The organism is Caulobacter sp. 05L422 (assembly GCF_056397765.1).
This window is the reverse complement of sequence record NZ_JBFTOB010000004.1, coordinates 17165-38227: the sequence shown is the minus strand read 5'-3', so window position 1 is coordinate 38227 and position 21063 is coordinate 17165. Positions and strand designations below refer to the sequence as shown.

The following is a 21063-nucleotide window of genomic DNA, read 5'->3' as shown; positions in this document are numbered from 1 at the left end:
ATCCCGGCGAATGCCGGGACCCAGATGGAATGGCTTTGAGGTGGGTTCCTCAAGCTCAGAGTTGATCCAACCCGACACACCGCCAAGGGATCTGGGTCCCGGCATTCGCCGGGATGCGCGGAGGTTAGGGGCTTGTTTGGTGGGGCGGATCAAGTCCTGATCGGGCCTCGTCACGAGGTCACCGCCATGCGTCTGCCGTTCCTGCTCGCCGCCATCGCCACCCTGGCCGCGACGCCCGTCCTGGCTCAGGACCTCAAGGTCACCGTCCAGGGCCGTGACTCCGTGGTCCTGACGCCCGCCGACCTCAAAGCCCTGCCGCGCGCCAAGGCGACGTTCACCGCCCACGGCAAACAGATCACCTACGAGGGCGCGCTGCTGAACGCCGCCCTCAAGCAGGCGGGGGTGGTGTCGGGCGACCGGCTGATGGGGCGCTACCTGAACCAGGTGGTGGTCGCCAAGGGCTCGGACGGCTTCACCAGCACCTACTCGCTGGGCGAGACCGACCCGATCTATCGCGCCAATCCGGTGATCATCGCCGACACCAAGGACGGCCAGCCGCTGGACGCCAAGGAAGGTCCCTACCGCCTGGTCGTCGACGGCGACCTGCGCCCAGGACGCTCGCCGCGGATGCTGGTGTCGATCGAGGTGAAGACGGTTCCGTAGGAGCGGACGGACGGGGACAGGCGCATGCGCCTGTCCCCGGCGCTTGTGCGACTAGCTCTGCACAGGCCCCATATAGTCCAGCTTGCCGATCTGCACGCCCTTGTGGCGCAGCACGTCGTAGGCGGTGACCACGTGGAAGAAGAAGTTCGGCAGGGCGAAAGTCAGCAGGTAGTCCTCGCCGGTGAAAGTCAGGGTCCCGCCCGGCAGCTTCAGCTCGACGGTGCGGTCCTCGCTGCCCTCGAAGGCCTTGGGGTCGACGCTCTGGATGTAGGCCAGGGTGTCGGCCACCCGCTTCTGGAGCTGAGCGAAGGTCGTTTCCTCGTCAGGCATGGGCGGGGCCTCGACGCCGGTCAGGCGGGACACCGCGCCCTTGGAGGCGTCCGACGCGCGCTGCACCTGGCCCGACAGCGGCAGCATGTCCTCGGTCAGGCGGGCGGCGACCAGGTCGTTCGGGTCCAGGCCCTGGGCCTTGGCGTGGGCCTCGCCCTTTTCGAGCAGGCTCGCCAGCACCTTCAGGGCGCGGACGAAGACGGGGACCGAGGCGCGGTGCATCGACAGGGGCATGGAAAGCTCCGAAAGCGAAAGGCGGCGCGGGGGATGTTTCGCCGCTCGCAGCAGATGGGGGCGCGGGGTGAAGCTTTACAACCCCACGCCGGCGCGCGACCGACCAAGGGGTGACGCGGGGCGTGCGGGGCGGTAGAGAGACCGCCCAATCTCCCACAGCGTGACGTTTCCCCTTGCGACTGCCCCAGGCCCGCCTCGACCAAGTTCTCGACCGCTTCCGTGAAGTCGAAGCCCGCATGGGCGCGGCGACGGACGGCGCCGAGATCGTCAAGCTCTCCAAGGAGCACGCCGAGCTGCGCCCGGTGGCCGAGTCCGTCCAGGCCCTGGCCAAGCTGAGCGCCGAGCGCGCCGAGCTGGAGGAGATGGCCGGCGATCCGGAGATGGCGGCCATGGTCGCCGACGAGATCCAGGCGCTGGACGAGAAGCTGCCGATCATGGAGCGCGAGCTGGCCCTGATGCTGGCCCCGCGCGACAAGGACGAGAACGCTTCCGCTATTCTAGAAGTCCGGGCCGGCACGGGGGGCGACGAGGCCGCCCTGTTCGCCGGCGACCTGTTCCGCATGTACCAGCGCTACGCGACGCTGCAGGGCTGGAAGGTCGAGGTCGACAGCGTCTCGGAAGGCGAGATGGGCGGCTACAAGGAAATCATCGCCTCGGTCACCGGCGACGGCGTGTTCGGCCGCTGGAAATTCGAGAGCGGCGTGCACCGCGTCCAGCGTGTGCCGGCCACCGAGGCGCAAGGCCGCATCCACACCTCGGCCGCCACCGTCGCGGTGCTGCCCGAGGCCGAGGACGTCGAGATCGAGATCAACGACAGCGACCTGCGGATCGACACCTACCGCTCGTCGGGCGCCGGCGGCCAGCACGTCAACAAGACCGACTCGGCCGTGCGCATCACTCACTTGCCGACCGGCGTGGTGGTGACCAGCTCGGAAAAGTCGCAACACCAGAACCGCGCCCGGGCCATGAAGAACCTGAAGGCCCGGCTGTACGACATGCAGCGCGAGGCCCTCGACTCGGCCCGTTCGGACGCCCGCAAGAGCCAGGTCGGCAGCGGCGACCGCTCCGAACGCATCCGCACCTACAACTTCCCGCAGGGCCGGGTCACCGACCACCGCATCAACCTGACCCTCTACAACCTGGCCAAGGTGATGGAGGGCGACGCCCTGGACGACGTGATCAAGCCGCTGATCGCCGAGGACCAGGCCGCGCGTCTGGCCAGCCTGGAAGAGGGCTACTAGCCGCCCTCCGCCCGCGGGGCGTTTCTGGCCCTCCGCACACATCCTTTCCAGCCGACTTCGCCGACGCCTTCCCTCACGGGGAGGCTCGCCGTCCCGTGTCCTACGCCCAGGACGCGACGCGTCTCGCGCTTTCTTGTCAGCGTTGCAACAAATGCAAACTCTCGACACGAAGACCAAAAAGGCGTTATCGTCCCGTTTAACGGGAATGCATCCCACAATATGAGCTGTCGACCTCGACCCCGAAACCGCCCCAAGCGGGCCCTCGGGAACCGAGCCACGACAGAAAATCGGGAGGAGACCACGATGAAGTCCATGAGAACGCGCCTTTGGCTCGGCGGATCGGGCGCCGCCATCACCGCCGCCCTGCTGTCGGTTCCGGCCGCCGCTCTGGCCCAGGCCGCCCCGGCCCCGGCGCCCAACGTCGACACGGTCGAGGAGATCGTCGTCACCGGCATCCGCGCCTCGCTGCGCAGCGCCATGGACGTCAAGCGCAACTCGCTGCAGGTGGTCGACACCATCTCGGCCGAGGACATCGGCGACTTCCCAGACAAGAACCTGTCGGAGGCCCTGCAACGGGTGACCGGCGTGCAGATCAGCCGCCAGGACGGCGAAGGCCGCGGCGTCAGCATCCGCGGCGCCGATCCCAGCCTCAACCGCGTCGAGATCAACGGCTCGTCGGCCCTGTCCCTGACCGTCGGCGGCAGCGACCGGGCGGTCGACTTCCGCGACATCCCGGTGGAGTTCGTCTCGCGCCTGGACGTGGTCAAGTCGCCCACCGCCGACATGGCCGAAGGCGGCATCGGCGGCACGGTGCGGGTCATCACCCGCCGGCCGTTCGACAGCAAGACGCCCTACGTGGCCGGCTCGGTCCAGGGCGTCTATTCGAACCTGGCCGAGGAATACGATCCCAAGCTGGCCCTGATCGGCAGCCGCACCTTCTTCGACGACAAGTTCGGCGTGCTGCTGTCGGGCACCTGGGAAAAGCGCCACCTCAACAGCAACAACGCCCGCACCACCGGCTGGATTCGCCGGGCGGCCACCGCCACCGGGACCGGCGCCACGCCGGGCCGCAGCACCGACGTCAACGCCGACGGCACGCTGGACTGGGTGCCGGAAATCCCGCGCCTGATCATCGACCGCCGCGTCACCGAGCGGAAGGCGATCAGCGGCGTGCTGGAATGGCGTCCGACCGACAACTTCAAGGCCTATTTCGACGCCACCTACGCCACCGCCACGGAAGACGTGAACAGCAGCTTCCTGCAGCTGGGCGCCTCGGGCGGCCTGATCGACTACAGCAAGACCACGCTGGGCGCCGACAACACGGTCAATCACATCGAGCTGACCAGCGACGCCAACTTCCCGATGGACCTGGCCTATCGCAACATCCTCGGCGACCTGACCCGCACCCAGTACACCACGGCGCTGGGCGGCGAGTGGAAGAAGGACAAGTGGACCATCGACGCGCGCTTCGACTATTCGAACGCCGAGGTCCAGAACAACGAGATCAACTCGACCGCCACGGTGTTCGGCGTGCCGCGCGCCATCGTCGACTACAAGGGCGGCCAGCGGGCCCCGAACTTCTCGTTCCCCGGCCTGGACGTCACCACCGGCCAGGGCGTCAACCGGCTGGACGCGCTGTTCAACCCCCGCAACAACACCTCGGACGAGACCGCCGAGCAGTTCAACATCACCTACCGGCCCGAAAGCTCGTGGCTGACCTCGATCAAGGTCGGCGCCCAGGGCCGCCAGTTCCAGACCGACCAGATCCTGTACCAGCGCACCACGCGCCTGAGCTGCCGCGACACCGTGGCCAGCTCGGCCAACGCCGTCACCGTCGTCCTGGCGCCTTGCGCGACCATCGCGGGCATCGTCGACGCCAATTCCGTGACCAACCCCATCGAGTTCTTCAAGACCGGCGACCTGGGCTATTCGGGCGGCATCCGGCACTGGAACGACAACACGATGGCGACCTACCAGGCGACCCTGGCGGCCGCCGGCAAGGTCAACGACGTCTACGCCGTCAACCCCAACCCCAACACCGCCCAGAAGTTCGGCGACCCCGGCAGCTACCAGGCCTTCCTCGACACCTGGTCGGTCGAGGAAAAGACCAACAGCGGCTACGTCCAGGCCAATTTCGACTTCTCGACCCTGCCCGTTCCGATCAGCGGCACGCTGGGCGTGCGGGTGGTCGACACCAAGACCACCTCGACCGGCTATAACCGCGTCCAGACGGGCACGGGGGCCGGCCAGCAGGTGAACTTCGTGCAGGCGTCGCAGGACGGCGGCTACACCAAGACCCTGCCGTCGCTGAACCTGCGCTTCGAGTTCATTCCCAACCAGCTGATCGGCCGGATGGCGGCCAGCAAGGTCATGGCCCGGGCCGCCCCCAGCCAGCTGGCCCTGCGCCGCAGCATCGACGTCGTCGGCCTGACCGGCTCGCGCGGCAATCCCGACCTGCAGCCGTTCGAGGCCACCGCCTACGACGCCGGCCTGGAATGGTACTTCTCCAAGGACAGCTTCGTCTCGGCGACGCTGTTCCGGAAGGAGATCTCGTCGTTCATCATCAACCAGTCGGCGCCGGAAACCATCGACGGCACCGTCTACAACATCACCCGGCCGATCAACGGCACCGATCAGGTCAACATCAACGGCCTGGAGATCGGCGGGCAGTACGCCTTCACCTTCCTGCCGGCCCCGTTCGACGGCTTCGGCGTGCTGGCCAACTACACCTATCAAAAGGACAAGGGCTTCAAGGGCACGAACCTGCTGACCGGCGAGATCCTGCCGTTCCCGGGCCTGTCGCGGAAGAGCTACAACGTCTCGCTCTACTACGAGAACAACAAGTTCAGCGTCCGTGGCTCGTACAACTGGCGCGACCAGTGGCTGATCACGCCGACCGGCCGCGGCAACCTGCCGGAGTTCAACGAAGCCTTCGGCTCGCTCGACGCCTCGGCCAGCTACAACGTCACCGACAAGATCACGGTCTTCCTGGAAGGCGTGAACCTAACCGACGAAGTGCGCATCGAGAACAACAACGCCGTCCGTCGCATCGGCAACGAGACCTACGGTTCGCGCTATTTCTTCGGCGTGCGGGCGAAGTTCTAGGCCGCGGCGCGCGCTTCGGGATAGAGGCGTGTCAGGCGGAGCGACGCGGCGGCCTTCCTTCATGGGAAGGGGGCCGCGTCGCTCCAGCCGGCTCTTTCCGACCAGGAAGGGCGATCTTCTGTAATCGCGTGGCTTGCTCATGATCCAAACGCCGTTTGGCGAGACCTTTCGTTTCAATGTCTGGGACGATGAAGCGAGCGCCGACCTTGGTTTCACCCTGGCCGATCCGACGGCGACGCGGCTGGACCTCGAGGTCGCCGCCGTCGCCCGGCCCCAGGTGCTGGCCTTCGTCCCCGACGTTCCGAACGGCGGAGCCATGCTGGTCATGGCCGGCGGCGGCTACACCCAGCTGATGGCCGGCAAGGAGGGGGTCGAGGTGGCGCTGTGGCTGAACGCCCTGGGCTATCACGCCTTCGTCCTGATCCACCGGCTTCCCGACGCCGTCGGCGGCCCGCAGGCGCCGGTCGACGACGCGGCGGAGGCGATGCGTCTGATCCGCGCCCGCGCGCCCGCGCTCGGCGTCGATACGGACCGGGTGGGAGCCCTGGGCCTGTCTTCCGGCGGCCACCTCGCGGCGTGCCTGGTCGCCGCCTATCCGGACGTCTGGGTCCCGCCGGTCTCGGCCGCCCCCGCCTTGAGCGCGCGTCCGGACGCCCTGATCGTCGGCTACGGGCCGATCTCGACCAACGCCCACGGACGGGCCGTCGTCGCCGACAAGCCGCCGCTGTCGCCGGTCGAGAAGCAGGCGCTGTACGACGCCCTGCAGCCGGACGCCGGGCTGCTGGCCGATCCGCCCCCGGCCTTCATCGTCTACGCCGCCGGCGATCCGATCGTGCCGGTCGACAACGGCCTGCGCCTGCAGAGGGCCTATTTCGACCGGGGCGCGCACGCCGAGCTGCACGTCTTCGCCGACGCCCCGCACGGCTTCGCCCTGCGTACGCCGGACCTGCCGGTCGGCGCCTGGCCGGGGCTCTGCGCCCGTTGGCTGACGGCGGTGGGGGTCTAGAGGGCTTTTTCGAGCACCACGAACGACAGCTCGCGCTGCGGCTTGCCGAACCGCTCGCCCACCGGGAAGGGCTTGGTCTCGCCGGTCAGGGCGTAGCCTCGGCGCTGGTACCAGGCGATCAGGGTGTCGCGCAGGTGGACCACGGTCATGCGGACCCGCTTGGCGCCCAGCCCCTTGGCGTAGCTCTCGCCATGGGTCAGCAGGGCGCGGCCCAGCTGGCGGTCCTGCTGGTCGGGGCGGATGGTCAGCATGCCCAGGTACCAGGCTCCGCCCCTCTTGGCGTCTTCTGGGGGAACCTCGCCGTCGGGCTCGATCCACACGCAGCCCAGCAGCGGCCCGTCGTCCTCGTCGCGCAGCGTCAGCAGCACGGCGTTCGGGCTGTCGGCCAGGTCTTCCTTGAGGCTTTCCAGGTCGATGCGCTGGCCGTCGATATAGCCGGCTTCGGTGGTCCATCCGGCCTGGGCGCCTTGCCCGCGATAGGCGGAGTTGACCAGGTCGACGATGGCGGGGAATTCGGTTTCGACGGCGGGGGCGAAGATCATGGCGCACACTTAGTGAGGCTTCGCCGGTTCGCCAAGGTTCAGCTGGGCGGCTTGGACCGGCCCAGGCCCCGCGCGTGGGTCCAGTAGCGGCCCGAGACCCGTTTGACCGTGCCCGCCTCGCGCTGGATGAACTCCCAGGGGTGGAAGGCCAGGCCCACGGTGTCGGCCATGGCCGCGCCGCGCTCGCCCATCGGCTTTTCGGGGCCGGTGGTGGAGTCGATGGCGGTCTGGTGCTCGATCTCGGCGTTCAGCTCGGCCCCGACCAGCACGGTCATGATCGAGAACCACATCCAGACCATGAAGGCGATCACCGCCCCAAGCGGGCCGTAGGTGGCGTCGTAATGGGCGATGTTGTTGACGTAGAGCGAGAAGCCCAGGGAGCCCAGCAGCCAGGCGGCCGCCCCGAACACCGATCCCCAGATCACCCAGCGCCAGCGCGGCCGGGCGCGGCAGGGACCGAAGCGGTAGAGCATGGCGAAGGCCAGGGCCGTCACCACCAGCACGATCAGCCAGCGCAGGGGGATCCAGATCACCGCCGCCGAACTCAGGCCGACGCGCTCGAAAATCACGGGGGCGGCGATCAGGATGCTGGCCAGCACGATCGCGTAGAGCAGAGCGCAGAAGGTGAAGGCGTAGGTCCAGGCCGTCTTGGTGACGAAGTTGCGCTTCTCGTCCTCGTCATAGGCGATGTTCAGCCCGTCGAAGAGCGCCTTCATGCTGGCGTTGGCCGACCAGATCGACAGCAGCAGGCTGAGCACGAAGGCCACGCCCAGCTTGGCCTGCTCCTGGCTGGCCAGGCGCAGCATCTGCTCGCCGATGATGTTGACGACGCTGGCCGGGAAGACGGTCGACATCTCCTGAAGCTGCTTCTCGACCGCCCCGATGTCGGCGAACAGGCCGTACAGCGAGACGAACGCGCCGATGGCCGGGAAGATGGCCAGCAGGGTGTAGAAGGTCACGCCGCCGGCCACGGCGGGCAGGCGGTCGACGCTGATCTCGCGGAAGGTGCGCCACAGGATGTCGCGCCAGCCCAGGACGGGAATGCGGTGCGGATGCCGGGCGGCCCGGCCGCGCATCGGCTCGGCCTTGTCGAAGTCGTGCGGCGGCATGGCCCGGTCCTCGGACAAGCCGGGCGGATGATCGAGCGGGGTCTCGTTGGGGGCAAGTGCGCGCCCAGGCTTGGGCAGGACGAAGGGGACCAGGGCCAGCAGGGCGATCCAGGGGGCCAGGTGATAGGGCCGCGAGGCGATCCACGACCGGATCGGGCGTCGCGGAACGTTATCGGTCATGGTCTGGCCCTCCGCTGGAGGGAACACGTCGCTCGCCGCTCCGTTCCGCGCCTCCACAGAGCTTGGCTTGCCAAGGGATGAGTCGTCGCCGACCTTGCGCGCCATGCACGCCCGGATCGCCAGCCTTTATCGCCACCCCGTGAAGGGGTTCACGCCCGAGCGCCTGGCTGGGGCCGAGCTGGTCGCGGGCCGGTGCTTTCCCTGCGACCGGCTCTACGCGGTCGAGGACGGGCCCAGCGGCTTCGATCCCGCCGCGCCCGCCCACATCTCGAAGATGAAGTTCACGGTGCTGGCCAAGATCCCCCGGGTGGCCAAGGCCCGCACCGCCTATGACGAGGCGACCGGCGTGTTCACCGCCCGGGCCGAGGGCCGTCCGGACTTCGCCGGCGACCTGCGCGGGGACGCTGGACGGCGCGGCTTCGAGGCCTGGCTGGCCGACCTGCTGGGCGACGATATCCGGGGCCCGCTGCGCGTGGTCGAGGGGCCCGGCGACTACCGGTTCATGGACAGCCGCAGCGGCTATGTCTCCATCGTCAACCTGGCCAGCGTCCGCGACCTGGCCGACAAGTTAGGCCGGCCGGTCGATCCCCTGCGGTTCCGCGCCAACCTCTATGTCGAGGGCTGGCCGGCCTGGGTCGAGAACGACTGGACCGGCCGGGCGATGCGGGTGGGCGAGGCGAGGGCGGAGGTGCTGAAACCCATCGTCCGCTGCGCCGCCACCCACGTCGACCCCGTCACCGCCGAGCGCGACATCGACCTGGTGAAGGCCCTGTTCGACCACTACGGCCACATGCTCTGCGGGGTCTACCTGAAGGTGGAGCAGGGCGGGTTGGTGGCCGAGGGGGATGAGGTCAGCCTCGCCTAGAGCTTGTCCTCGACATCCATCTGCTGGTGCAGGGCGCGAACCACGACGATCGTCTCGTCGCGGATCATGTAGAACAGCATGTGAGAGTCGGCGGGATGCTTGCGATAGCCGGCCCGAATTTCGTCGTAGGATTGGCCAAGCGCCGGATTCTCGGCGAGCCGTTCGATGATGGTGGTCAGGTCGCGGATGTAGGCGTCCGCCCGCCGACGTCCCCACCGGCCCCGCGAATAGATCCATGCCTCCTGCAGGTCGCGCCGGGCGCGCGGCGCGATCGTGTAGGCGTTCACGTGTTCGCCGGCTCCATCTCGGCCATCTCGGCGAGGAAGGTTTCGACGTCGAACGGTTGCGGCGCACCGCTTTCCTCGCCTTCGATCAGGGCAGCGCGCAGGGTGGCCAAGCGCGTCTCGCGCTCTTCCAGCAGGCGCAGGCCTGCCCGCACGACTTCGCTGGCCGAGCCATAGCGGCCGTCGGCCAACTGGCCTTCGATGAAAGTCTGGAAGTGCTCGCTCAGAGCGATCGACGTATTCTTGCTCATCGGGTCCTCGCAGATCGTGAGGATACCAAAAACTGGTACCGACTTCAAACTCGCCCCGGCGGCGATGACGCGCTAAGGAGCCGCCTCATGACCCTGACCCTCGTCAAAGCCTGGAACGCCGCCAAGGATCGTCTGAAGAACGTTCAGATCGACCAGCCGGCCATCGACGCCCGCCTGCTGCTGGAGGTGGCCGCCGACGTCACCCGCACCGACATCATCACCGATCCCTATCGCGTGCTGACCGACGCCCAGATGGCGACGCTGGACGATTTCCTGAACCGCCGCGCCGCGCGCGAGCCGGTCAGCCACATCATCGGCCGCAAGGGGTTCTGGAAGATCCTGCTGCAGGTCAACAAGAACGTCCTGACCCCGCGCCCCGAGACCGAGGTCATCGTCGACGAGGTGCTGAAGGCCTTCCCGGAAGCCATGAGCTTCAACATGCTGGACCTGGGCGTGGGCTCGGGCACGATCCTGCTGGCGGTGCTGGCCGAGCGCCCGGCCGCCAAGGGCCTGGGCATCGACGTCTCGGAAGAGGCCCTGGCCGTGGCCCGCGAGAACGCCGCCAACCTGGACCTGGCCGGCCGCGTGGCCCTGCTGCGCGGCGACTGGACCAACGGCCTGGGCGACGACAGCTTCGACCTGGTGGTCTCCAACCCGCCCTATATCGCCACCCACGTCATCGAGACCCTGGAGCCCGAGGTCCGCGACCACGAGCCGCGCCTGGCCCTGGACGGCGGCCCGGACGGCCTGGACGCGTATCGTTTCCTGGCCGGCGAGATCCTGCGGGTGCTCAAGCCCGGCGCGATGTTCGCCGTCGAGATCGGCTACGACCAATCCGCCGACGTCGAGGCCCTGTTCAAGGCGGCAGGGGCCCAGAACGTGCGGACCATCAAGGATCTGTCGGTCAACGACCGCGTTGTTACCGGTACGAAGTAGCGGCCGGAGTTGCGGCCGAAGTCCCTGATTGAAAAATTCCTTGGAAACCCTGACGTGAGGCGGTAGACGAGTAACGTCTCCTTCCAAAACGCCGGGTGACGGGAAAAGCGATCGTCTCGACGATCGTAAGGCTCCCCTGGCAGGCGCGAACGGCCGATCTGGCTGATCGCCGCGCCCGAACCGGGCGGAGGCTCTACGGAAACCAACGTCTCTAGAACATCGAAGGCAGGACCTAACAGGGTTCCACCCCGCTCCAGAGGCCAAACACCGGACGCGCAGATCGCCGCCGGACAGGTTCAGAAGAGAAGATGAGAGATTTCAAGGGCATGAAGCGCCAGCGCGGCCGCAACAATCGCGGCGGAGCGGGTAGCGGCGGCAAGCCTCAGCAGCACAACGCCAACCGGGCCTTCGACTCGAACGGTCCCGAGGGCGTGAAGGTGCGCGGCGCGGCCCAAGGCGTTTACGAGAAGTACCAGCAGCTGGCCCGCGACGCGACGTCGTCCGGCGACCGGGTCCTGGCCGAGAACTATCTGCAGCACGCGGAGCACTACTTCCGCGTCCTGCGGGCCATCCAGCCGAATCGTCCGGTCAGCGACATCATCGGCAAGGACGCCTATTCGGCCTACGAGATCGATTTCGAGGCCGAACCCGAAGAACAGACCGAAGCCCCCGAGGCGGCCCAGGCCGAGGCTTCGGCCGACGGCGAAGGCGGCGATGGCGAACAGCGCCGCGACCGGTTCGAGAACCGTCCGCGCGACGATCGCCCCAGGGACGGCCAACGTGACGGGCAACGCGACGACCGTCCCCGCGACGGCCAGCGCGACAACAACCAGAACCGCGACGGCCAGGGCCAGGGCCAGAGCCGCCGGGACCGCTGGCGTGATCGCGACGACCGTCCCCGCGACGGCCAGCGCGACGATCGCCCCCGCGACGACCGCCCGCGCGATGACCGTCCCCGCGATGACCGTCCCCGTGACGATCGCCCCCGGGAAGATCGTCCGAGAGAGGACCGCTTCCGTGATGATCGTCCCCGCGACGATCGCCCTCGGGAAGACCGCTTCCGCGACGAGCGCCCCCGCGAGGACCGCCCGGCCGCCGCCGAGGTCGCCGAGGCTCCGGCCCAGAGCGAAGGCCGTCGCGAGCGTCCGCGCCGTGACCGCGCCCCGCGCGACCGCGATCCGATGGCGGTGATCGAGCCGCAGGCCACGCCGTTGACCAGCGAGGCTCCGGCCTCGCCGCTGCTGCGCGGCCAGGACGGCGACGTCAGCCACGCTCCGGCCTTCCTGGGCCGCAAGTCGACCCGCGCCGAGACCGCGGTCGACTCCGGCCCGATCTCGACCTCGTCGATGCTGGCGGCCGACGCCGAAGCCGCTCCCGCCAAGCCCAAGCGTCGCCGCGCCCCGCGCAGCTTCGAAGGCGCCGCGCCGGAGTCCGAAGAGGCCTAGGCTTCTTCACGCATCGGCCAATCTTCAGTCAGCCCCCGACCCTGTCGGGGGCTGACGTCGTTTCGGGGCTTGGGTTTCAGGCCGGCCCCCATTGCGCTGGACGCCAAACCCCGCCTAGCCTCGCCTCCTCACATCCGGGGGCGACCATGCGCGGCAAGACCAAGACCTTTCTCCTGACGGCGGCGGCCCTTTCGGCGCTCGCGGCGACCTCGGCCAAAGCTCAGTCGGCTGACGAAACCGCCTTCCGCGGCCTCTACAAGGAGCTGGTCGAGATCAACACCACGGCCTCGGTGGGCAGCTGCACGGCGGCGGCCGAGGCCATGGGCGCGCGGCTGAAGGCGGCGGGCTTCCCCGAGGCCGACGTCAAGGTGCTGGCCCCGGCCGAACATCCCAAGTTCGGCGCCCTGGTCGCCACCCTGCGCGGCAAGGATCCCAAGGCCGGCGCCATCCTGCTGCTGGCCCACATCGACGTGGTGGAGGCCAAGCGCGAGGACTGGGTGCGCGACCCGTTCAAGCTGGTCGAGGAAGACGGCTACTTCTACGCCCGCGGCGCCAGCGACGACAAAGCCATGGCCGCGATCTTCACCGACAGCCTGGTCCGCTACAAGAAAGAGGGCTTTCAGCCCAAGCGCGACATCAAGCTGGCCCTGACCTGCGGCGAGGAGGGCGGGCCGTTCAACAGCGTGCCCTGGCTGCTGGAGAAGTATCCCGAGACCATGAAGGCCGACTTCGCCCTGAACGAGGGCGACGACAGCCAGTTGGACGAGAAGGGCCAGCCCCGGCTGCTGGGCATCCAGGTCGGCGAGAAGGTCTACATGGACTACAATCTCGAAGTGACCAACGCGGGCGGCCACTCCTCGCGCCCGATCAAGGACAACGCGATCTACCACCTGGCCAACGGCCTGGCGCGGCTGGGCGCCTACGACTTCCCGATCGCCCTGAACGACGCCACCAAGGGCTATTACGAGCAGAACGCTAAGATCGAGCCCGATCCCGAGGTGGCCGGCGCCATGCGGGCCATGGTCAAGGACCCGAACGACGCCGCGGCCGCCGCCATCCTGGCCCGCGACCCGGGCCGCAACAGCATGATGCGCACCACTTGCGTCGCCACCATGGTCGACGCCGGCCACGCGCCCAACGCCCTGCCGCAGCGCGCCAAGGCCAACGTCAACTGCCGCATCCTGCCGGGCAACGATCCCAAGATCATCCGCGACCAACTGGAGAAGGTCGTCGCCGATCCGGCCATCAAGATCACCCTGGCGGCCGATCCCGACCCGGTCAGCCCGCCGCCGCCGCTGACGCCCAGGATCATGGCCCCGGCCACCAAGGTCGCGACAAAGATCTGGCCGGGCGTGCCGTTCATCCCCGCCATGCTGACCGGCGCCACCGACGGCCGCTTCACCAACGCCGCCGGCGTGCCGACCTACGGCCTGTCGGGCCTGATGGCCGGCGCCGACGGCGACCACATCCACGGCCTGGACGAGCGCATCCAGGTCAAGGCGCTGATGAACGGCCGCCAGTTCCTCTACGAGGTGGTCAAGCTGTACGCGGACGGGAAGTAGGGCGGGGTAGCCTCCACACGTGGAAGTGGGTTAGGCAAGGGACGGGCCGCGCAGGCGGCCGTCGGATCCTGGAGCCCGTGATGCGCGTCCCGTCCTTGTCCGTTCTGGCCATGGCTCTGATGCTCGGCGCCTGCGCCTACAATCCCGACCTTGGTCGTCAACAGATGACCATCGTCAACGATTCCAGCCTGACCCAGGCCGGCGAGCAGGCGTGGAGCCAGGCCCTGGCCAAGAGCAATGTCAGCAATGACCGGCGGGCCAACGCCCGCGTGCGCTCGGTCGGCCAGCGGGTGGTCGAGGCGGCCGGGCTGGGCGACCGTCCCTGGGACTACGCGGTGTTCGAGGACAACGCCCCCAACGCCTTCGTCCTGCCCGGCGGGCACGTCGGGGTGACCACGGGCCTGCTGAACCTGGTGGACAACGACGACCAACTGGCCGCCGTGATCGGCCACGAGACCGGCCACGTCGTCGCCCACCACGCCGCCGAGCGGCAGTCGCAGACCCTGACCTCCAGCCTGCTGCTGGGCGTGCTGGGCGCCGCGGCCGGATCGCCGGACGCGGCCCGGGCGATCTCCAGCTACGGCGGCGGCGCGGCCAAGTACGGCTTCCTGCTGCCGTTCTCGCGCAAGCAGGAGCTGGAGGCCGACCGCCTGGGCGTCGACTTCATGCAGCGGGCCGGCTACCGCCCGCGCGAGGCGGTGATCCTGTGGGAGCACATGCAGGCCCAGGGCGGATCCGGCTCGCCCGAGTTCGCCTCGACCCACCCTTCGGACGCCAGCCGGATCGTGGCGCTGCAAAACTATATCGCCCAACGGGGGTGGTGAGCCTTGTGTGGCTGAACGGCCACACCTAAATCCCCGTCCTGGGTTGTTTGTGCTCAATGGAGGCAAGCGGCCCGCATCCGCCTTTGGAGGGGATACCGTATGAAGATCGATCTCTATTCCGACCGCGCCAAGTCCGCGGTCCAGTCGGCCCAGAGCCTGGCCCTGGCCAAGGGGCACCAGCAGCTCGGCCCCGAACATCTGCTGAAGGTCCTGCTCGAGGAGAAGGACGGCTTGAGTCGCGCCCTGATCCAGAGCGCCGGCGGCCGGCCCGATGCGGCCGACGCGGCGACCGACGCCCTGCTGGCCAAGACCCCGCGCGTCGACGGCGCCGGCGGCCAGCTTTACATGAAGCCCGACACCGCGCGCGTCTTCGAGGCCGCCGAGAGCGGCGCCAAGAAGGCCGGCGACGCCTTCGTCACCACCGAGCGCCTGTTGATCGCCATCGCCAAGGAAGGCGGCGACGCAGCCAAGATTCTGAAGGACGCCGGGGCCACCGCCCAAGGACTGGAGACCGCCGCCGCCGCCGTCCGCAAGGGCCGCACCGCCGACAGCGCCTCCAGCGAGGACGGCTATGACGCGCTCAAGCGCTACGCCCGCGACCTGACCGCCGCCGCCCGCGACGGCAAGATCGACCCGGTCATCGGCCGCGACGAGGAGATCCGCCGCACGATCCAGGTCCTGTCGCGCCGCACCAAGAACAACCCCGTCCTGATCGGCGAACCCGGCGTGGGCAAGACCGCCATCGTCGAGGGCCTGGCCCAGCGCATCGTCAACGGCGACGTGCCCGAGAGCCTGAAGGACAAGGCGCTGCTGTCGCTGGACATGGGCAGCCTGATCGCCGGCGCGAAGTACCGCGGCGAGTTCGAGGAACGGCTGAAGGCCGTGCTCGGCGAGGTCACGGCCGCCGAGGGCTCGATCATCCTGTTCATCGACGAGATGCACACCCTGGTCGGGGCCGGGAAGGGCGATGGGGCGATGGACGCCTCCAACCTGCTCAAGCCCGCCCTGGCGCGCGGCGAGCTGCACTGCGTGGGCGCCACCACGCTGGACGAGTACCGCAAGCACGTCGAGAAGGACGCGGCCCTGGCCCGTCGTTTCCAGCCGGTGTTCGTCGGCGAGCCCACGGTCGAGGACACCGTCTCGATCCTGCGCGGCCTGAAGGAGAAGTACGAGGTGCACCACGGCGTGCGCATCTCGGACTCCGCCCTGGTCGCCGCCGCCACCCTGAGCAACCGCTACATCGCCGACCGCTTCCTGCCCGACAAGGCCATCGACCTGATGGACGAAGCCGCCAGCCGGGTGCGGATGGCGATCGACTCCAAGCCCGAGGAGCTGGACGAGATCGACCGCCGCCTGGTGCAGCTGAAGATCGAGCGCGAGGCCCTGTCCAAGGAAACCGACGCCGCCTCCAAGCAGCGTCTGGAGAACCTGGAGGTCGAGATCGACGACCTGCAGTTCCGCTCCGATGAGATGACCGCGCGCTGGAAGGCCGAGAAGGACAAGGTCGGCGGCGCCGCCCAGGCCCGCGAGGCCCTGGACCGCCTGCGCGCCGATCTGGCGACGGCCCAGCGGGCCGGCGACTTCGCCCGGGCCGGCCAGCTGCAGTACGGCGAGATCCCGGCGCTGGAGAAGCGCCTGGCCGACGCCGAGGCCGGCGAAACGGGCGCCGGGGCCCAGAAGGCCCTGACGCCGGAAGTCGTCGACGCCGAGCAGATCGCCGCCGTGGTCAGCCGCTGGACCGGGGTGCCGGTCGAGAAGATGCTGGAAGGCGAGCGCGAGAAGCTGCTGAAGATGGAGGACGCCCTGCGCGGCCGCGTCGTCGGCCAGGACGAAGCGCTGGAGGCGGTGTCCGATGCGGTCCGCCGCGCCCGGGCCGGCCTGCACGATCCGTCCAAGCCGATCGGCAGCTTCCTGTTCCTGGGCCCGACGGGCGTGGGCAAGACCGAGCTGACCAAGGCCCTGGCCGAGTTCATGTTCGCCGACGAGCATGCGATCACCCGCATGGACATGTCGGAATACATGGAGAAGCACTCGGTCAGCCGCCTGATCGGCGCGCCTCCCGGCTATGTCGGCTACGACGAGGGCGGGGCGCTGACCGAGGCCGTGCGCCGGCGTCCCTATCAGGTCCTCCTGTTCGACGAGGTCGAAAAGGCCCACCCGGACGTCTTCAACGTTCTCCTTCAAGTGTTGGATGATGGCCGTCTCACCGACGGCCAGGGCCGGACGGTCGATTTCAGGAACACCCTGATCATCATGACCTCCAACCTCGGTTCGGAGTTCCTGGCCAACCAGGAGGACGGCGCCGACGTCGAGGAGGTGCGGCCCTTGGTGATGAACACGGTGCGCGGCCACTTCCGCCCCGAGTTCCTCAACCGGATCGACGAGATCATCCTGTTCAAGCGCCTGTCGCGTTCGAACATGGGCGACATCGTCCGCATCCAGCTGCAGCGGGTGGACAAGATGCTGGCCGAGCGCCGCATGACCCTGGCGCTGGACGCCGAGGCCCTGCAGTGGCTGGCCGACAAGGGCTACGACCCGGTCTATGGCGCGCGCCCGCTCAAGCGCGTGATCCAGAAGGACCTGATCGACCCGATCGCCAAGAAGCTGCTGGCCGGCGAGCTGGAGGACGGCGGCGTGATCGCCGTCGGCGCCGGTTCGGACGGGCTGGCGATCGACAAGGCGACGCTGCAGTAACCTCGCTCGGTTTCGCCGAATCCCAAACGGGCGCGTCCGATGGACGCGCCCGTTTTTGGGTCTGGCGGAGAGCTGAAAAGAGGTTCAGGATGACCTCTCGCCCCTCACATATCGCAAATATTTATTGGGAACCTTTGCCCGGTTTGCGCGTACGCGCGCGTTACTTAGAAGCGGCGTAGAGATGTCCGAGAGAATGGCTAAGTCTGTCCAGAACAGGCCCAGAATTCGCCTCTTTCGAATGTCGATTTTCAACTGACGAAGCGCCGCTGCTGGACTGTCGAACGGTCCAGCTTGGTGCTCGGTGTTGAAACAAGGTGGAAGGGTGTCCCCATGATTAGCGTGAATTACAAGATGATGATGGTGAGCGCTCTGGTGGCTGGAGGGCTGTCTGTCAGCGGCTGCGCGACCAAGGGCTTCGTCAACGAACAGGTCGGCGCGGTGAACACGCGGGTCGATAGCACCGACGCCAAGGTGGCCGAGGTGGACCGCACCAGCCAGGAAGCGCTGAAGCGCGCGACCGACGCCGGCAAGCTGGCCGAGGGCAAGTTCCTGTACTCGGTCGTGCTGAGCGATGACTCGGTGAAGTTCCCGCTGAACCGTTATGAACTGTCGCCGGAAGCCGAGCAGCGCCTGGCCGACTTCGCTTCGAAGCTGAAGGGCGACAACAAGAACGTCTATCTGGAAATCCAGGGCTTCACCGACGCCACCGGTGACCCGAAGTACAACGAAGGCCTGGCCGGCGAGCGGGCCGAGACGGTGCGCAAGTTCCTCAGCAAGCAGGGCGTGCCGCTGAACCGCATGGCGACCATCTCGTACGGCGAGGAAGACCCGGTGGCCCCCAACGACAACCCCGACGGCCGCGCCCAGAACCGCCGCGTGGTGATCCAGGTCCTGGCCTAGAACGCGATCTGGGGACAGGCGCATGCGCCTGTCCCCATCCGACCTCTTCCTTCTCCGCCCGTCCCGACGAAGGCCGGGCCCCAAGCTGGCTTTCCGAACCTTCCGTGGAGGTGGGGGCGGCCCGCCTGGCTTGGGTCCCGACATTCGCCGGGGCGGGCGGACTTTCCTTGTCAGCCCACGATCGCCGGGCTCAGCAGGTCCTCCAGCCCGATCCGGCGGTACATCTCGGCCCGCACCCGGTCGGCGACGCCGTTGACGACCTCGGCGCCGTCTTCCGACGGGTCGATGTGGACGCGGAAGGGGCGCTTGCCGAACTCGGTGTCGACCACGGCGGCGATGGCCTTGGCCACCTCGCCGGCGTCGGCGTCGGCCGGCTCCAGGGCGGCCAGGCCGTCCAGCGCCTGTTTGGCGACCCCGGCATAGGGGCCGTTGTCGTATTCCGCGGCCCGGGCCTCGTCGGCCGGCTTGCCGGAGTGGGCGAAGTGGTTGGTGCCCTTGGTGAAGGCGCCGGGCACGATGATCGAGGTCTCGATCCCCCAGCGCGCCAGCTCGGTCGAATAGCTGACCGCCAGGCTGTCCATCGCCGCCTTGGCCGCGAAATAGGGCGACAGGTAGGGCGGGGTGCCGCCGCGGGTCGAGCTGGACGAGACCCAGACCACCAGCCCCTTGCCCTGCTTGCGCAGCTGCGGCAGCGCCGCGCGGTTCACCCGCTGGGTCGACAGCACGTTGACGTCGTAGAGCTGGGCGAACTGCTCGGGGGTGAAGGCCTCGGCCGGACCGAAGCTCATGTGGCCGGCATTGTGGACGATCACGTCCAACCGGCCGTTGTCGGCGACGATCCGGGCGATCCCGGCCTCGACCGAGGCGTCGCTGGCGACGTCCAGCTCGACGGTGCGCAGGTCGACGTCGTTGTCCTTGGCGTAGGCGGCGATCTCGGCGACCCGGGGGGCGTTGCGGCCCTCGGTCTCGCGCATCGAGGCGTAGACGGTGTGGCCGGACTGGGCCAGGGCCTTGGCGCTGAGCAGGCCGAAGCCGCTGGAAGCGCCGGTGACGACGATGACTTGGTTCTGGGTGGTCATGGCTGTGTTCCTTGAAGGGCTGTGCCGGGGAGGGGTCTGAAGGCCGGGATCAGATGATCCCGCCGTTGGCGCGCAGGGTCTGGCCGTTGATCCACGCGCCGTCCGGGCCGACCAGGAAGGCGATGGCGGCGGCGATGTCCTCGGGCTGGCCCAGGCGTTCCAGCGGGGCCAGCTTGGTCAGGTGGTCGATCACCGCCTGCGGCTTGCCGTCGAGGAACAGCTTGGTCGCGGTGGGGCCAGGGGCGACGGCGTTGACCGTGATGTTCCGGCCGCGCAGCTCCTTGGTCAGGATGCTGGTCATGGCCTCGACCGCCGCCTTGGTCGCCGCGTAGACGCCGTAGGTCGGCTGCAGCAGGCCCACCACGCTGGACGAGACGTTGACGATCCGCCCGCCGTCCCGCAGCCGCCGGGCCGCCTCGCGCAGGGTGTTGAACGTGCCCTTGAGGTTGACGGCGATCTGGCTGTCGAACAGGGCGTCGTCGCTGTCGGCGATCGTCGCCAGCTTCATGATGCCGGCGTTGTTGACCAGCACGTCGACGCCGCCGAAGGCCGTCTGGGCCGCTTCGAACATCTTGCGGACCGCCTCGGGGTCGGCGATGTCGGCCTGGTGGGCCACGGCCTTGCCGCCGGCCGCCTCGATCTGGCGGACCAGGTCCTCGGCCGGCTGGGCCTTGCCGGCGTAGTTGACGACGACGGTGAAGCCGTCGCGAGCCAGGCGCTCCGAAACCGCCCCGCCGATGCCGCCCGAGGCGCCGGTGACGATCGCTACCTTGTTGCTTTGGTTGGTCATTTCGTCTCTCCAGGCCGACACCGCGTCGGCTGTGACGACAAGATGAGCCTTTGACTGAAGGAGATAATCAGCCGATATTCGACAACATTATTCAGATTTGCGAATAATGGAGACGCCGTCCTGGACCGCTTCGACGCCATGCGCCTGTTCGTCCGCATCGTGGAGCGGCGCAGCTTCAGCCAGGCGGCGCTGGACCTGAACCTGCCGGCCTCGACGGCCACCGAGGGGGTCAAGCAGCTGGAGGCGCGGCTGGGCGTGCGCCTGCTGCAGCGGACCACCCGCCATGTCAGCCCCACCCTGGACGGCGAGGCCTTCTACCGCCGCTGCCTGACCATCCTGGGCGAGCTGGAGGACGCCGAGGCCGAGTTCAGCGACGCCAAGCCGCGCGGCATGCTGCGGGTCGACGTGCACGGCACCTTGGCCCGCCACTTCCTGCTGCCCGGCCTGCCAGCCTTTTTGGAGCGCCACCCCGACATCCGCCTGCATCTGGGCGAGGGCGACCGGCTGGTCGACCTGGTGCGCGAGGGCGTCGACTGCGTGCTGCGGGTCGGCGACCTGAAGGACAGCGCCATGATCGCCCGCCGGGTGGGTCTGCTGGACGAGGTGACCTGCGCCGCGCCGGTCTATCTGGAACGGCATGGCATGCCGACGACGCCGGACGACCTGACGGTCCAGAACCACGTGATGATCGGCTTCGTCTCGTCGGCGACGGGCGAGCACTTCCCGCTGGAGTTCACGGTCGGCGGGGCGTTGAAGTTCGTGACCCTGCCGACCGTGCTGTCGGTGACCGGGGCCGAGACCAACATCGTCGCCGCGCGCCTGGGCCTGGGGATCATCCAGGCGCCGCGCTACCACGCCCAGGCCGATCTCGAGGCCGGGCGGCTGGTCGAGATCCTGCCCGACTTCCCGCCCAGCCCCACGCCGGTCTCGCTGCTCTACCCGCAGGCCCGCCATATCCCGCCGCGCGTGCGGGTGTTCATGGAGTGGCTGACGGGGGAGTTCTCGCGGCGGGCGGGATGACCC

The 21063-nt window shown here is 68.5% G+C and carries 19 protein-coding genes; 12 read left to right on the top strand and 7 right to left on the bottom strand.

Annotated features, from left to right (window positions below):
• Positions 1 to 186 precede the first annotated feature (186 nt).
• Entirely contained in the window at positions 187 to 663 is a 477-nt protein-coding gene (locus AC1DMQ_RS05515; RefSeq protein WP_477032545.1) for a molybdopterin-dependent oxidoreductase, read from the top strand.
• Between the two features lie 51 nt (positions 664 to 714).
• On the opposite strand, the gene AC1DMQ_RS05510 is transcribed toward AC1DMQ_RS05515, so the two are convergent.
• Positions 715 to 1227 carry a DUF1993 domain-containing protein gene (locus AC1DMQ_RS05510; protein WP_477032544.1) on the bottom strand — a complete coding sequence of 171 codons (513 nt, stop codon included), beginning with the start codon at positions 1225 to 1227 and terminating at the stop codon, positions 715 to 717.
• A 173-nt stretch (positions 1228 to 1400) separates the two neighbouring features.
• On the opposite strand from AC1DMQ_RS05510, the gene prfA reads away from it, so the two are divergent.
• The 3 genes from prfA (at position 1401) to AC1DMQ_RS05495 (ending at position 6579) form a co-directional block, all read left to right on the top strand.
• Complete coding sequence (gene prfA / locus AC1DMQ_RS05505; RefSeq protein ID WP_477032543.1) at positions 1401 to 2468, top strand: peptide chain release factor 1; 1068 nt, start codon at positions 1401 to 1403, stop codon at positions 2466 to 2468.
• Between the two features lie 303 nt (positions 2469 to 2771).
• Entirely contained in the window at positions 2772 to 5573 is a 2802-nt protein-coding gene (locus AC1DMQ_RS05500) for a TonB-dependent receptor (protein WP_477032542.1), read from the top strand.
• 139 nt (positions 5574 to 5712) lie between these two features.
• Entirely contained in the window at positions 5713 to 6579 is an 867-nt protein-coding gene (locus AC1DMQ_RS05495; RefSeq protein ID WP_477032541.1) for an alpha/beta hydrolase, read from the top strand.
• Here the strand turns inward: AC1DMQ_RS05495 and AC1DMQ_RS05490 are convergent.
• Both AC1DMQ_RS05490 and AC1DMQ_RS05485 read right to left on the bottom strand, forming a co-directional pair.
• The gene (locus AC1DMQ_RS05490) at positions 6576 to 7121 is read right to left on the bottom strand and encodes a GNAT family N-acetyltransferase (protein ID WP_477032540.1); all 546 of its coding nucleotides are present in this window, start codon (positions 7119 to 7121) and stop codon (positions 6576 to 6578) included. The two genes, AC1DMQ_RS05495 and AC1DMQ_RS05490, sit on opposite strands and share 4 nt — an antisense overlap.
• Before the next feature lie 38 nt (positions 7122 to 7159).
• Positions 7160 to 8410 (bottom strand): YihY/virulence factor BrkB family protein, encoded by a 1251-nt coding sequence (locus AC1DMQ_RS05485; protein WP_477032539.1) that lies wholly within the window; start codon positions 8408 to 8410, stop codon positions 7160 to 7162.
• Positions 8411 to 8513: 103 nt separating this feature from the next.
• Between AC1DMQ_RS05485 and AC1DMQ_RS05480 the strand changes: the two genes are divergently transcribed.
• Positions 8514 to 9275: an MOSC domain-containing protein gene (locus AC1DMQ_RS05480; protein WP_477032715.1), complete on the top strand. Its 762-nt coding sequence runs from the start codon at positions 8514 to 8516 to the stop codon at positions 9273 to 9275.
• Here AC1DMQ_RS05480 and AC1DMQ_RS05475 read toward each other — a convergent pair.
• Together AC1DMQ_RS05475 and AC1DMQ_RS05470 are read right to left on the bottom strand one after the other, a co-directional pair.
• A complete protein-coding gene (locus tag AC1DMQ_RS05475) occupies positions 9272 to 9562 on the bottom strand; it encodes a type II toxin-antitoxin system RelE/ParE family toxin (protein ID WP_477032538.1) in 291 nt (96 codons plus the stop codon). The genes AC1DMQ_RS05480 and AC1DMQ_RS05475 overlap by 4 nt on opposite strands.
• Positions 9559 to 9810 carry a type II toxin-antitoxin system ParD family antitoxin gene (locus AC1DMQ_RS05470; RefSeq protein ID WP_477032537.1) on the bottom strand — a complete coding sequence of 84 codons (252 nt, stop codon included), beginning with the start codon at positions 9808 to 9810 and terminating at the stop codon, positions 9559 to 9561. Before AC1DMQ_RS05470 ends, AC1DMQ_RS05475 begins: the two co-directional genes overlap by 4 nt.
• A gap of 87 nt (positions 9811 to 9897) precedes the next feature.
• On the opposite strand from AC1DMQ_RS05470, the gene prmC reads away from it, so the two are divergent.
• From prmC to AC1DMQ_RS05440, 6 genes are all read left to right on the top strand, one after another.
• A complete protein-coding gene (gene prmC / locus AC1DMQ_RS05465) occupies positions 9898 to 10746 on the top strand; it encodes a peptide chain release factor N(5)-glutamine methyltransferase (RefSeq protein WP_477032536.1) in 849 nt (282 codons plus the stop codon).
• A 308-nt stretch (positions 10747 to 11054) separates the two neighbouring features.
• Entirely contained in the window at positions 11055 to 12191 is a 1137-nt protein-coding gene (locus tag AC1DMQ_RS05460; protein ID WP_477032535.1) for a DUF4167 domain-containing protein, read from the top strand.
• Between the two features lie 146 nt (positions 12192 to 12337).
• Entirely contained in the window at positions 12338 to 13753 is a 1416-nt protein-coding gene (locus AC1DMQ_RS05455) for a M20/M25/M40 family metallo-hydrolase (RefSeq protein ID WP_477032534.1), read from the top strand.
• Between the two features lie 80 nt (positions 13754 to 13833).
• Positions 13834 to 14577: a M48 family metallopeptidase gene (locus AC1DMQ_RS05450; RefSeq protein WP_477032533.1), complete on the top strand. Its 744-nt coding sequence runs from the start codon at positions 13834 to 13836 to the stop codon at positions 14575 to 14577.
• A 99-nt stretch (positions 14578 to 14676) separates the two neighbouring features.
• On the top strand, positions 14677 to 17271 hold the full coding sequence (clpB, locus tag AC1DMQ_RS05445; RefSeq protein ID WP_477032532.1) for an ATP-dependent chaperone ClpB: 2595 nt from the start codon (positions 14677 to 14679) through the stop codon (positions 17269 to 17271).
• A gap of 330 nt (positions 17272 to 17601) precedes the next feature.
• Complete coding sequence (locus AC1DMQ_RS05440) at positions 17602 to 18171, top strand: OmpA family protein (protein WP_477032531.1); 570 nt, start codon at positions 17602 to 17604, stop codon at positions 18169 to 18171.
• Positions 18172 to 18341: 170 nt separating this feature from the next.
• On the opposite strand, the gene AC1DMQ_RS05435 is transcribed toward AC1DMQ_RS05440, so the two are convergent.
• Positions 18342 to 19250: an SDR family oxidoreductase gene (locus AC1DMQ_RS05435; protein WP_477032530.1), complete on the bottom strand. Its 909-nt coding sequence runs from the start codon at positions 19248 to 19250 to the stop codon at positions 18342 to 18344.
• Between the two features lie 49 nt (positions 19251 to 19299).
• The gene (locus AC1DMQ_RS05430; protein ID WP_477032529.1) at positions 19300 to 20040 is read right to left on the bottom strand and encodes an SDR family oxidoreductase; all 741 of its coding nucleotides are present in this window, start codon (positions 20038 to 20040) and stop codon (positions 19300 to 19302) included.
• 138 nt (positions 20041 to 20178) lie between these two features.
• Here AC1DMQ_RS05430 and AC1DMQ_RS05425 point away from each other — a divergent pair, with 138 nt between their 5' ends.
• Complete coding sequence (locus AC1DMQ_RS05425; protein WP_477032528.1) at positions 20179 to 21060, top strand: LysR family transcriptional regulator; 882 nt, start codon at positions 20179 to 20181, stop codon at positions 21058 to 21060.
• Positions 21061 to 21063 lie beyond the last annotated feature (3 nt).